General features: G+C 45.3%; 15 protein-coding genes. 10 read left to right on the top strand and 5 right to left on the bottom strand.

The annotated features are described in order from the left end of the window. The first annotated feature begins 4 nt into the window (after positions 1 to 4). The 6 genes from rplV to AC27G9_RS14630 all read left to right on the top strand — a co-directional run bounded on the left by rplV (position 5) and on the right by AC27G9_RS14630 (position 3,396). On the top strand, positions 5 to 337 hold the full coding sequence (gene rplV / locus AC27G9_RS14605; protein ID WP_487075169.1) for a 50S ribosomal protein L22: 333 nt from the start codon (positions 5 to 7) through the stop codon (positions 335 to 337). A 9-nt stretch (positions 338 to 346) separates the two neighbouring features. Continuing rightward, positions 347 to 1,048 (top strand): 30S ribosomal protein S3, encoded by a 702-nt coding sequence (gene rpsC / locus AC27G9_RS14610; protein WP_487075170.1) that lies wholly within the window; start codon positions 347 to 349, stop codon positions 1,046 to 1,048. A 2-nt stretch (positions 1,049 to 1,050) separates the two neighbouring features. Then, a complete protein-coding gene (gene rplP, locus AC27G9_RS14615; RefSeq protein ID WP_487075171.1) occupies positions 1,051 to 1,461 on the top strand; it encodes a 50S ribosomal protein L16 in 411 nt (136 codons plus the stop codon). Further along, positions 1,461 to 1,652 (top strand): 50S ribosomal protein L29, encoded by a 192-nt coding sequence (gene rpmC / locus AC27G9_RS14620; RefSeq protein ID WP_487075172.1) that lies wholly within the window; start codon positions 1,461 to 1,463, stop codon positions 1,650 to 1,652. Before rplP ends, rpmC begins: the two co-directional genes overlap by 1 nt. Further along, a complete protein-coding gene (gene rpsQ / locus AC27G9_RS14625; protein WP_487075173.1) occupies positions 1,652 to 1,909 on the top strand; it encodes a 30S ribosomal protein S17 in 258 nt (85 codons plus the stop codon). Before rpmC ends, rpsQ begins: the two co-directional genes overlap by 1 nt. Positions 1,910 to 2,085: 176 nt before the next feature. After that, positions 2,086 to 3,396: a 3-deoxy-D-manno-octulosonic acid transferase gene (locus AC27G9_RS14630; protein WP_487075174.1), complete on the top strand. Its 1,311-nt coding sequence runs from the start codon at positions 2,086 to 2,088 to the stop codon at positions 3,394 to 3,396. 278 nt (positions 3,397 to 3,674) lie between these two features. Here AC27G9_RS14630 and AC27G9_RS14635 read toward each other — a convergent pair whose 3' ends face one another. Next, positions 3,675 to 5,462 carry a cation:proton antiporter gene (locus AC27G9_RS14635; RefSeq protein ID WP_487075175.1) on the bottom strand — a complete coding sequence of 596 codons (1,788 nt, stop codon included), beginning with the start codon at positions 5,460 to 5,462 and terminating at the stop codon, positions 3,675 to 3,677. A 228-nt stretch (positions 5,463 to 5,690) separates the two neighbouring features. Between AC27G9_RS14635 and AC27G9_RS14640 the strand changes: the two genes are divergently transcribed. From AC27G9_RS14640 to AC27G9_RS14655, 4 genes are all read left to right on the top strand, one after another. Continuing rightward, complete coding sequence (locus AC27G9_RS14640; protein WP_487075176.1) at positions 5,691 to 6,452, top strand: hypothetical protein; 762 nt, start codon at positions 5,691 to 5,693, stop codon at positions 6,450 to 6,452. Between the two features lie 205 nt (positions 6,453 to 6,657). Beyond that, a complete protein-coding gene (locus AC27G9_RS14645; protein ID WP_487075177.1) occupies positions 6,658 to 7,236 on the top strand; it encodes a hypothetical protein in 579 nt (192 codons plus the stop codon). Between the two features lie 33 nt (positions 7,237 to 7,269). Beyond that, positions 7,270 to 7,458, top strand: coding sequence for a hypothetical protein (locus tag AC27G9_RS14650; RefSeq protein ID WP_487075178.1), 189 nt, complete (start codon positions 7,270 to 7,272; stop codon positions 7,456 to 7,458). A gap of 135 nt (positions 7,459 to 7,593) precedes the next feature. Continuing rightward, positions 7,594 to 8,088, top strand: coding sequence for a GNAT family N-acetyltransferase (locus AC27G9_RS14655; protein ID WP_487075179.1), 495 nt, complete (start codon positions 7,594 to 7,596; stop codon positions 8,086 to 8,088). Positions 8,089 to 8,113: 25 nt separating this feature from the next. Here AC27G9_RS14655 and AC27G9_RS14660 read toward each other — a convergent pair whose 3' ends face one another. From AC27G9_RS14660 to fre, 4 genes are all read right to left on the bottom strand, one after another. Then, positions 8,114 to 9,775 carry an ABC transporter ATP-binding protein gene (locus tag AC27G9_RS14660; RefSeq protein WP_487075180.1) on the bottom strand — a complete coding sequence of 554 codons (1,662 nt, stop codon included), beginning with the start codon at positions 9,773 to 9,775 and terminating at the stop codon, positions 8,114 to 8,116. A 45-nt stretch (positions 9,776 to 9,820) separates the two neighbouring features. Continuing rightward, complete coding sequence (locus AC27G9_RS14665; protein ID WP_487075181.1) at positions 9,821 to 10,612, bottom strand: substrate-binding periplasmic protein; 792 nt, start codon at positions 10,610 to 10,612, stop codon at positions 9,821 to 9,823. A gap of 126 nt (positions 10,613 to 10,738) precedes the next feature. Continuing rightward, positions 10,739 to 12,103: a M28 family metallopeptidase gene (locus tag AC27G9_RS14670; protein WP_487075182.1), complete on the bottom strand. Its 1,365-nt coding sequence runs from the start codon at positions 12,101 to 12,103 to the stop codon at positions 10,739 to 10,741. 15 nt (positions 12,104 to 12,118) lie between these two features. Continuing rightward, the gene (gene fre / locus AC27G9_RS14675; RefSeq protein ID WP_487075183.1) at positions 12,119 to 12,814 is read right to left on the bottom strand and encodes an NAD(P)H-flavin reductase; all 696 of its coding nucleotides are present in this window, start codon (positions 12,812 to 12,814) and stop codon (positions 12,119 to 12,121) included. Positions 12,815 to 12,869 lie beyond the last annotated feature (55 nt).

Below are 12,869 nucleotides of genomic sequence, written 5' to 3' on the forward strand. Positions count from 1 at the left end.
AATAATGGAAGCATTAGCTAAACACCGTTTTGCCCGCACATCGGCACAGAAAGCACGCTTGGTAGCGGATCAAGTTCGCGGATTGCACGTTGAAAAAGCTCTAGAAGTTTTGACGTACAGCCCCAAGAAAGCTGCATCTCTAGTCAAAAAAGTACTAGAGTCAGCGATTGCTAACGCAGAGCACAACGAAGGCGCAGACATCGACGAATTAGTCGTTGCTAAAATCTTTGTTGATGAAGGTCCAACTATGAAGCGCATCAAGCCACGTGCCAAAGGCCGTGCTGATCGCATCTTCAAGCGTTCAAGCCACATTACTGTGGTTGTCGCGGACAAGTAGGAGTAGATAATGGGACAGAAGGTACATCCTAATGGCATACGCCTGGGTATCAGCAAACCATGGACTTCTACCTGGTATGCGAATACTGCAGACTATGCGGACAATTTGTACAATGACCATCAGGTTCGTCAGTACCTGACTAAGCAGCTTAAAAACGCTTCACTTTCTAAGATCGTGATCGAGCGTCCTGCTAAGAGCATTCGTGTAACTATTCACACTGCTCGTCCTGGTGTTGTTATTGGTAAGAAAGGCGAAGACGTCGAAAAACTGCGTAACTACGTTTCTAAGCTAGCCGGCGTGCCAGCTCAGATCAACATCGCAGAAGTACGTAAGCCAGAGCTAGACGCACAACTTGTTGCTGACAGCATCTCTAGCCAGCTAGAGCGTCGTGTAATGTTCCGTCGCGCTATGAAGCGTGCGGTACAAAACGCTATGCGTTTGGGTGCTAAAGGTATCAAAGTTGAAGTAAGCGGCCGTCTTGGCGGCGCTGAGATCGCGCGTTCAGAATGGTATCGTGAAGGTCGTGTACCACTACACACTTTCCGTGCTGATATCGATTACGCAACATCTGAAGCTTTGACTACTTACGGTATCATCGGCGTTAAAGTGTGGATCTTCAAAGGTGAAGTTCTAGGTGGATTGCCAGCTGCGAATGCAGAGCAACCTGCTGCACCTAAGAAGAAAGGCCGCAATGCTAAGCGTGAGGGCTAATTATGTTACAACCTAAACGTATGAAATTCCGTAAGATGCACAAAGGGCGCAACCGTGGTAATGCCAAGGGTAGCTCTGTAAGCTTCGGTTCTTACGGTCTTAAAGCGGTTGGCCGTGGTCGTATGACTGCGCGTCAAATCGAAGCAGCGCGTCGTGCCATGACTCGTCACGTTAAACGTCAAGGTAAAATTTGGATTCGAGTTTTCCCTGACAAGCCAATTACTGAGAAGCCTCTTGAGGTTCGTCAAGGTAAAGGTAAAGGTAACGTTGAGTACTGGGTATGTCAGATTCAACCAGGTCGCGTACTATACGAAATGGAAGGTGTTCCAGAAGAGTTAGCACGTGAAGCGTTTGAATTGGCTGCGGCAAAACTGCCATTTAAAACAACCTTTGTAACTCGGACGGTGATGTAATGAAAGCGACAGAACTGAATGAAAAGAGCGTAGAAGAATTGAACGCAGAGCTAATTAACTTGCTTCGCGAACAGTTCAACCTACGTATGCAGCATAGCACTGGCCAGCTTGAAAAAACTGACCAGCTTAAAAAAGTACGTCGTAACATCGCGCGTGTTAAAACCATTCTGACTCAAAAGGCTGATGCGTAATGTCTGAACAAAAAATTCGTACAGTACAAGGTCGTGTGGTTAGCAACAAGATGGATAAAACCATCACTGTTGTTGTAGAACGTAAAGTGAAACACCCTATCTACGGTAAGTTCATCAAGCGTACTACTAAGCTACACGCTCACGACGAGAACAACGTGTGTCAAGAAGGCGATACAGTCACTATTCGTGAGTGTGCACCTTTCTCTAAGTCTAAGACTTGGACACTAGTTGACGTTGTAACTAAAGCTGCTCTATAAGCTTTAGATATACAATCTAAGAAAAGCCGCCTTGACGCTGTCATGGCGGCTTTTTTGTTTTTAGGGTTTGTACAGCTAGTGGTGATGGTCTTAGGCCTGCCGTGTTAATATAAAGCGAAAAGTAGAAACCTGCGTGCCGTTTGGCCGGCTTTTTAAAAGGTGTGTTGTTAATCGTTATGTCGTTTGAATCGTCTGTGGTAAAAGAGAGTGTAGGGCAAACTCTTATTCGTTGGACCTACACGTTACTATTGTGCTTGTTGATTCCTTTGGCCTTTGTCCTTTGGAAACTGCGCTCCCGTTCGGTAAAAGCATCATACGAGCAAGCATTGTTCGGTCGCTTTGGTTTAGTTTACAGGCCGAAGCGTAAAGGCGGTTACCTGATACACTGCGTTTCTGTCGGTGAAGTCGTAAGTGCTTCAGTGCTGATAAAAACTCTGATGAAGCAAGACGCCTCTGCACATTTTACAATAACGACTACAACGGCTACCGGCGCGGCTAGGGTAAGAGATATCTTTGGTGACACAGTTCAGCATTGTTTTTTACCTTATGATTTACCGTTCGCCATGAATACCATGTTAAAACGACTAGCTCCCAAGGTCGTGTTGATCACCGAAGTAGAGCTTTGGCCTAACATGATTCATGCGTGTTGGAAGCGACACATCCCAACGGTTGTTATTAATGCAAGGCTCACTGAGCGTTCCGCACAGCGCTATGCCAAAATTTCCTATTTATTTGCGCCAATGTTGGCGAAAGTTAGCCATGTTTGCGCGCAAGGACAGCGTGATTTCGATCACTATTTGCAATTGGGTATTGATGCCCAAAAGCTGACCTTGACCAACAACATCAAATTCGATCAAGCTTCGACCCACTCGCCTTCAGCGGAGCGAGTGTATAAGGGGCTCACTCGGGGTGTGCGTCCTGTTATTGTGGCTGGCAGTACTCATGACCCAGAAGAGCAGTTTTTGCTCAATGCTTTTGAGATACTACGCAGACATTATCCAAACCTTTTACTGATACTCGTACCACGTCACCCAGAGCGCTTTGTAATAGTTGAAAAGATGCTATCGACAACAGCCTTAACTTGGTCTAAATCGACGGATACAAGCTCGATTTCTGATGATACGGATGTCTTGTTAATAAACGAAATGGGTAAACTCAATGATGCTTTTGGCATAGGCACCGTTGCTTTTGTAGGTGGCAGTATTGCAGATAGAGGGGGGCACAATGCATTGGAACCTGCGGCAATGTCTTTACCCATTATGATGGGACCACATATTTATAATAACCCAGTCATATGTGAATACCTGATGGAACAGGGTGCACTGCAGATTGTTAAATCTGACACGGATATCGTTGAGCTTTCAAAAGGATGGTTAAGCAACCCTGACTCGGCAATGCGTGATGGAAACGCCGGATTGTCTGTCATTGAAAAAAATAGCGGCGCTATGCTCAAAACCGTCGAATGTATCCGACAAACACTGGATTAACCCGTTTAGCAAAGTGATGGTTAAACTTTGCTCCCCAGTTTGGTGCGAAAACTGATTAGCTTAGGTGCAAGGTTAATACTATTTACTATATCAAAGGCATGTTATTTTTATAATGCTTTGTAATATAAAGATAAATTAATATTGGCACGTACAGTGCAAATACAATGCGACGGCGTATTTCAGGTAAAACACCAACAATAAATCTCTCGTTACAAGGGAACTTGAGGCGCTCGTTTTCCAGGGAGAGGCACCCTGTCACAGTGTGACAGGGTGCTGTTTCACTTCTCGTTTCGAATTAGACTGATCACTTTCCAATTTTCTTTTGGTTGCACAGGTTGTTGACTGGTGTCCACGTGAACGCGGCCATTAGGCTCGATGGCAATAAGCATAGTGCAGGCTTCGCCATAGTTCGCTTGATAGTCCTCAATTGTATAAGCTTCGGTTAATGTAGTGGTTTTGATTACGGCGTCTTTCGACAGATCGCTGGCAATTTTCCCGTAAGTCACGCTTTCATCAAATAAGTCAAAACTGTCATGATAGTCTTGGGTTTGCCTGTGACTGGGTCGGCTATTGCGTTCTTTTAACTTCAACCCTTTTACTTTGTCTTTCCCGAAAAGGTAACTGAAGTGCATTGCCACAACAGGATTTAATTGTTGGTAGGGCGATAAGATTAACATTTGCCCATACTGATTTAATTCCAAGTGACGCTCAGCATGTTCTGAAGCGGGGTTACCAAAATAGACCGTAATATCCGCCATTCTGGATTCGCGCACTAAGTCCCAATTGGTATCGGCGATACAAACAGCAACGTCATTTTTCTGTAACTCCGAAGCCAGCAACCGGCCAAATTTATTGCCTCCGAAAATTAATATGCCATTAGCATGAGGCATCCGGGCACCCAGTATCTTGGCAAGAGGCTTTGTCGTGATACTTTGCACCACGACAGTCGTGATAATGATGAAAAATACTAAGGGGACGAGTAGGTCCGCCTGAGGGAACCCTTTTTCTTGGAGTTTTAGTGCAAATAACGCTGATACTGCCGCTGCAATTATCCCCCGGGGAGCGATCCAACTTAGTAACAGCTTTTCTTTGAGCAATAGGTCGCTTTTGGCACTAGAAAGAAAAATAGCAAGTGGCCTAGCGATCAGCATCAGAGCAAGCAATACGAAAAATCCTTTTGTGCCGATTGCTGCGATAGACTCTAGGTCCAGTCGTGTTGCGAGTAAGATAAAAAGCCCTGAAATGAGCAGTACACTTAACGTCTCTTTGAATTCTAATATGTCGTCTACATCGACATTCTTCATATTCGCTAAAACAATACCTGCCAATGTCACGGTTAGCAGCCCTGACTCGTGGGCGAGATAATTTGATAAAGCAAATGTCCCAAGCATGGTAGTCAGCACGGCAGTATTTTTTAAATAGTGAGGTAGGATATTGTGTCGAATGCACAACCCTAGCAAAAAGCCCAGCGTTAAGCCTGTGATTGCCCCAGATGCGATTGAGGCTGCAAACGCACTCAAGGTATGGGTAATGGCTCCTTGAGTTGAAACGATAAACTCAAATACAAGCACTGCAAGCAATGCGCCTATTGGGTCTATGACGATACCTTCCCAACGTAAAATCATATCAACTTTGGCGCTGGGTCTGACAACTCTTAACATTGGCGCAATCACAGTAGGGCCGGTTACCGTTACAATTGCGCCAAAGAGAAATGCTAATGGCCAAGAGAATGCGAGCGCAAAGTGAGCTGCACATGCCGCTACAATCCATGTAATAACAGTGCCTATCGTGCATAGATTTCTCACCACACTACCATGACCAGATATATCCGAGAGTTTGAGTGTTAATGCACCTTCGAACAAAATAATGGCAACGGATAGAGACACGATGGGGAACAACAGTTCGCCGAGAAGGGCATCGGCGTCGATTAGCCCAAAGCCTGGGCCGACGGCGATACCCGCGACCAACAGTAGTAAAATCGCCGGCAACTTGATGGCATGGGCGACAAGCTGGCAGACAATAGATAATAAACCAATCACCACGAGGGCGATAAGCGGATCATTCATCCCAGAATCCTTTTCCTATTAAGCTGTTACCTCGTTACAGGAGTAAACAATAGCTTAGCGCAGTTGATTCGAACCTGTTATTGTTTTTACTATAGTTTTGAGTCAAAACTCAGCGCACAAGGCTTTGACACTTTGCTTTCACGATACCTATACATCAAGCTTGTAATACACATTGTATTTTGTTTCCTGTTTCTCTTTTCCGGCGAGGTGCTGTCGAGAGAAAAAGCGGTGTTCACACTGCAGTCTGCGATCAGTCTTCCCAATAGTTTAAAAGAAACGTCAGGCTTACATTGCGAAAAAAATAGTCTGTTATCTGTTAATGATTCGGGGAATGACCCCGTTGTGTACCGCATTTCTCTCGAAGGGGATGTGTTGTTCAGCCAGCGTTTGCCCATAGATAATCAAGATTGGGAAGCAATGACTGCAGATGAACAGTATTGGTACATAGGCGATATCGGTAACAACAGTGGCAGGCGAGAGACACTTTCGTTATTTAAAGTCAATCAGGGCGCACCGAATGAGATTACTGAACTGACGTTGACGTACGCTGGCGTCGATATGTCTGAACACGTTTATTTCGAACATGACTATGACGCTGAAGCTTTAGTCAATGTACAAGAACACCTATTCCTATTTTCTAAAAGCTGGTCAACAGAAGTCGGCTTGGTCTATAAAATCAATAAGGACGATAAGGTTCAATCGATTCGCCCGCTAGCTGAGATACAAGGATTGCCAGGCGTAATTACAGGAGCAGCATGGGATGCTCACAATGAGCAATTCTTATTGGCTGGGTATCAAACGTCGTTTTGGGGAATGATGTCGCCCTTCATTGCATCGCTGTCTCGTAGTTTCGAGATTCTGCACATACAAAAGCTCGAGGGCTTTAGTCAAGTTGAAGCTATTTGCATCGATAACAAACAGGCTATATGGCTCACGCAAGAAGGGAGTACGTTTAAATCGGCGAAGCTTATTAAGCTGGTTAGACGTTAATTGAGAGAAGGCTCCCCACGACTGTTTCGTTGTCATTGCGCAACGCTGTTTGCACAATTCCTCATCAATTGGTCTAAATTCACATACCCAATAGCCTCTATTTCTTATCTATAGTTTGTTCTCCATGTAAATATGGTGTAAACAGAATACAGGGGCTCACCCCTTTTCAGAAAAGTTACTCCATAAATTGTGGTAGGAGATGGCGATGCTGAGAGTTCAAAAATTTGCAATAGGTTGTACCTTGATATTGGTTTCATACCAAGGGAGTTGTGGCGTTAAATTATCTGACGACGCAAAGGCGTGGTTGAATTCTAAATTCACCGATAATCTTGCTGTCTCCTTTAGCAAAGACAAGATCGCCTTCAAAGGGTGCAAACAAAAGTCTTATCAACTCAACTTCACTCAAGCCCTAGATTCGGGTATGCGCCTTCAGGGATCCTTGATGTATGACAAGGGTGTAATGAGTCATGGCCATTTGAGTCAACGGGTATCGACGCATGCCATCCAGCTCGCCTCGTGGTGGGACTACGAGGACTTTTCATTCGGTTTGAGCGCAAAACAGCAATCTCGTCATGAAATTTCGATTCCGTTTAGTCAGCCTATCGACCTTCCTCGTAGTCAAACGCTCGGCTTACATTTTTTGATGCCGGGTATTCTTGAGTCGCACGAGTGGGAGATCGCCGCAATACACGATAAGTGGTCGGCAGAAGATAGCCAATTAACATTGCCGTGGGATAGCAGTTACAACAACCGAGTTGAACTGAGTTACAGTATTTCATTTTAAGTGCGGTTAAGCTGAATTGCCCAAGGAGCGGGTATGGAAGCACCTCTTTATCACTTCATGAGAAGTCGCCGTCAACACGCTAGACTCTTCATAACGATGGCAGTAGCTTGTCTATTTTACCTTGGCTTGTTCCATTTCTTTGGTATTGAGACCTCGTTAACAACTATTGATACCTTCATTATTCAAAGCCCCTGTAGTCTCGAATCCAGAGATACCATATAAAACCAAGACACGTTACAAAGTCGAAGGCATGGCAGCGCTCGAGTATCAGGACTAAATGTACCTGATTTTACTCGAATTTAATGGGTAATGACGGTAGAGTTAACTGTTACTAGGGCAGTTACAAGGAGATAAGTTATGGTGCGTTTGAGGGAGTTTATCGACTCCGATATCAAGGACTTAGTTCGCATTCTAAACACACCCGAAGTAACCTATTATTTGTCCAGCAAAATTCCCAATCAATACTCGCTTGATGATGCAAAGTGGTGGGTGACTACAGGAAGTAAGCAGGCCTTGGTGAGGGCAATTGAGTTTGATGGCACATTGGTAGGGTGTATTGGTATTAAACCAGGTGTTTTTGAGTACGCTCGATCAGGAGAGATAGGTTATTGGCTCGATAAAGCGTATTGGGGCAAAGGTATTGTTCCTTTGGCCGTTGACGCTATGTTAGAAGTAGCCCGAACCCAAACTGATTTAGTCCGAATATTCGCTACTATATTCTCCGGTAATTCCCAATCTGAACGTGTCGTTGCTAAGGCAGGTTTCGAACTTGAGGGCAGGTTTAAACAGGCTATTTTCAAGCACGAACGATTCTTTGATGCCGCCATTTATGCCAAGATTATCAGGCGATAGTGCCGAACAGACTAATTTTTAGGGATCATTTCACCGCCGGAGTCACACGTCCACTATCCAGTTCGATGACCGTATCAGTCGGTAATATTAACGCCTTATTGTGAGTGACCATGACGATACTGATGTCTTTCGCCATTTCGCGAATCAAGCCCATCAATTTGGCTTCATTGTCCTTATCTAATGCGGAAGTTGGCTCATCCATAATGAGCACCTTGGGTTTGCGAAGCAATGCCCTTGCTAAGGCAAATCGTTGCTTTTCTCCCCCAGATAGTTGTTGTAGCTGCTCGGTTAGCAGCGTATCAAGGTTGTTATCGAGTTTGTCACACCACTTTCCCAAGCCAACCTGGCCTAGGGCTGCGATGATAGTCGTGTCATCAGGTATCTCAACAAGCCCAAGGGTGAGATTGTCACGGATACTGGCACAGAAAAGTTTGGGTTCTTGGTCAAGCCAAGCCATGTGATGCCTGACCGACAACAGGTTATAATCTGACATGGGTAAGTCATTCACATAAATGGCATCTTGTGTTTGTTGGTAAAACCCCAGTAATTGCTGAATTAAGGTCGACTTACCACTGCCACTCATTCCCACGATTACAGTCATCCCAACGTCTGAAAAAGACACTGTCACATTGTTAAGAATCGTGTGTTCGTCAATGGAAAAAGAAAGACTATCTGTTCTTAAACTGCGAATGTCTTCGAGCGTCCTGTTACCAGTATTGGCTTCAATAGGAAATTGGCTGATTTCTTGTAAGCGCACCGAGGCGCCCATGGCTCTTTGCAATCGGCTAAAAAACATTCCCATCGCCATTAGTGGGAATGCGAGACCAAACAGATACATCAAAAATGCCGTTACCGTGCCTAAGGTTAATGATCCATTAGCAATCCAATAGGCAGAACAAGCCAAAATCGCTACCATGCTCATCATTAATACCAGATTGGATATCGGCCCAATCATAGCGAGCACTTTTGCCTGGCGCATTGCATGTTTGTAGCTATTGGCAAGCAGTACATCACCTTGCTTCAAAATATCGGTTGCACCATTGTGAGCTCGAACTAGTTTGCTGCTTCTGAACCAATCGGTAGTCTGGCTGATTAGATTAGCCTCGGCATTTTGAACTGCAAGACCAATGCCTTGCATAGAAAGTGCGAGCGGCGTGATAATGACAAACCCAACCAACACACAAGTGACGAGTACTAGAGTTAGACGCCAATCAAGGATAGACATCACGATGATGACACTAATTAAGGAAATAACACCGCTTAGTAGCCCAATTAAGTCCTCTGCCAATATTGACTTTATCGACATTGAGTCATTGGCAATGTGTGCACTTAGTTCGGCACTGTGCTGCTGATTCATGGTACTTTGCTGAGCGTTAAGTACGCGTCCAATGAGAGAATACCGCAAGCTCAAATTGACGTCTTCGCCTAATCTCGCACCATACCAACCGAGTATTCCTTCACTTACCGCAGCGATGAGCACGAGAGCAATAAGGCTTGCAATAATCCAATAATCAAGACCTGATGCACTAATACTATCCACCAGATGACTACTATAAAGTGGGATCACTAATTCAAAAGCCGTCGCGATCAAAACTAACAACGTCATCACGACAAATTGTTTGCGTTTGGGTTTATGATCAGCGAGCAACGTCCACAGCGTGCTTTTTTCAGTGTTTGGTTTGGCCATGGTGTTCTCTATGTCGGCGGATGATTATTGTAATTATTGAAGCGCTTACCAACGGTTTAACGTTCTTTGATACTGGCTTGGGTTGAGTAACGAAGATCTATTGGAATGGCCGTCTACTGTATCTAATATTTTATCGATTTCGCCCGACGCTCGCATTTCGGTGATGGCTTTATTGAATTGTTCTAACAACTGCGCGGCGTTGGGTGTAGTTCGATTTATTGATAGTACATAGCTAGATCTGACCAGCGGAACAGGAGACAGCGTGAGTAATTCTTGGTGTTGTGCCGACAGCAGTAAATTGAGCTCGTCGATAGTTAATTTGTCGAGTAAACCGAAATCAGTGCGCTTGTCACCGAGTTGTTTGAACAAGTCGGCAAGGGTTGGATTTCTTGACCATTTGACACCCGAATAGCTTCTTATCAAAGGATTAAAAGCATGGCGATTTAGGATACCAACCCGCGCGTCTTCCAGATCTGCGAAAGAGCTGATAGTGGTAGCTTTGGTGTCTTTGCTGACCAAAAACAGATTCAATTGTATGATAGGTGCAGAGTAAAGAAACTTATCGCTTTGTTCATCAAAACCTGCCATCGCAAAATGGCCGTCATATTTTCCGGAAATTAAGCCACTTCCAACAAACGCGCGACGCGCAATCGTAAATTCGGCTTCAATATCGCTGTGTGAAAATGCACGGGCAATAATCGATTGCAATCGCGCCTCGTCTGTACTATTAGACACGAGAGTCGGTATTGGCGTCGAGACGAATTTAAGCGTCGGTGAGTCCGCAGCATTGGCTGCTGGTAACAGAGTGATAAATAACGTTACTAAACTTATTAGCATGAACCTCAATGATAAATCCTTTATGTAAAGCATCGAGTTATCAGAAGCTTAGCAGAGAGTGCTCACAAACGCATTGCTTTGTCGCTTGTGAGCTCGTGTCTTTCATCCCAATACAGCGTTGGCGCCTTAGTCGCCGAAGCTACCAGCGGCCCCAGGGAATACAACTGGACTTTCGAAGCCTGCTTTGCTGACACTGGCAACACCAAAGAAGTAGTTGTCTATAACTACGTTGTCTAGCGTGAACTCTGTGACATCACCGACAAAGCGACTGAACTGCCATTGAGGGGCATCTGTGTAACGCCAATAGATTTTGTATCCCGCCAGGTTTGGGTTGGTCATCTCATCCGCTTTCGCCCATTTCAGCGTTGTGGAGGGTTGCACAGCGCCACTGATCTCCACCTTCGCTGGCGGATTAGGCGCCCAAGCCATTCCAGCCAAGCTCACAGCGTTCAAACCTGTCAACTTGGCAGCGTATTCGAAGTTAACACCGTCTATGGTATCGCCATACTCGATACCATTTTCTGTGCGTAGGTCTTGGTGTTGGCGATTATAGTTTTCGTTGGTTTCCATTATCCGGATACCTGGGAAGCCTAAATCATTGAACGGCCTGTGATGACCACCTCGACGGAAGCGGTCCAAGCGATAGATGACCATAGTATCCAAATTCTCGATATATCTATCGGCCATTAAATCAATATAACGGGCGAGGTTGCGGCTTGGTGAGTCAACTTCACCACCTGTAAACCTTCTGTACCTAGCTTCATCGGGCGTTTCTAATACTCTGGTTCCCTCAGCAAAAATACGGGCCGTGGTGTTATTGATGACACCATTTACCCCTTCTATATTACCGATCATATCGTTATTAAGTACTGCTTTGAGCCGCCAACCATCAGCTTTGGCTTGTTCGGCGAGTATTCTCCCACCAAATAGGCCTTGCTCTTCGCCAGATAGCGCTGCATAAACAATGCTGCCATTAAACTTGTACTTAGACAGTACTCTAGCGGCTTCAAGCGTGCCGGCAACACCTGACGCATTGTCATTAGCACCAGGAGAGTCAGAGGTAAAGTCCATTACGTCGGAGACGCGAGAATCAATATCCCCCGACATAATGACGTATCGATTGGGATCGCTCGTGCCTTTTTGTACTGCTATGACGTTTACCACTTCGGTGGCATTGGGAATACGCGCTTCACCCTCAAACGTTGCGCTTTGGAAGTACACTTCTAAGCACCCGCCACAGTCAGCTGATATGCGTTCGAACTCCTCGGCAATCCAGCGCCGTGCGGCACCGATGCCGCGAGTGTCGGATTGGGTTTCGGAAAGTGTGTGTCGAGTGCCAAAACTCACCAACTTTCTGATGTCTTTCTCGATATTTGCCGGTGATATGGCATCGGCAATATCGTGCAGTTGTTTTTGATCTTTGTATTCAAGATCAGCGGCTACAAAACACGGCAGTATGGAAGCAGCAATCAGAAAGGGTGACTTTTTCATGTTTATTCTCGATTTTTAGATGAAAGCGTAAGCATCTCCGAATAAATTTTCGAGCGCTAGGCCTTTCGCCGTAAAATCTGCTCTAGCCGTCTTAGCCATCTCAAATCGACCTGCAATATAGACCTGGACACTCGAAAAGTCGGCAACATCATCGAGCACGGCATGGTGAACCCAGCCCGTTTTTCCTTGCCAGTTTTCGTCCGCTTCTTCTACAACCGGAACAAAACTGAAATGCTTATGTTTTTGTGCTAATCCCGAAATCTCATCGAACAGATACAAATCGGCTTTTTGCTTGGCCCCCCAATAAAGTGTCACATTGGCATTGGGATCATTGTGAAGTGCTTGCAGTACGATTGAGTAGGCGTAAGAAAAACCTGTGCCTCCGGCAATAACAATTTTTGGCATCGCGCCATCGCGTAAATGCGCGTGGCCGTGTCCGCCGCTCAGAGTGACCTTGCCTTCGGACTTCATTTTGTCTAGCACTTCAGTAGCGTAAGTGTTGCTTTCATCAGCGCCGATATGGAGTTCTATACGTTTATTGTCGTAGGCTGCATTCGCAATCGAGAACGGGCGTTTATCGTTCTCTCCCATGTGCACCATGATGTATTGTCCCGCTTCAAACTCTATGGACTCAGCTGGTGCTAGCTCTACTTTGTATACCACTTCCGTTAGTGGTGATATATCGGTTACCTGACATTCAAATTGTGACATGCTTTATCTTCTTTAGTGTGCGTCTTACTTCTGATTCACAGATGCATTGTCTGCG

Source organism: Alteromonas sp. 5NS40-0096 (genome assembly GCF_057544385.1).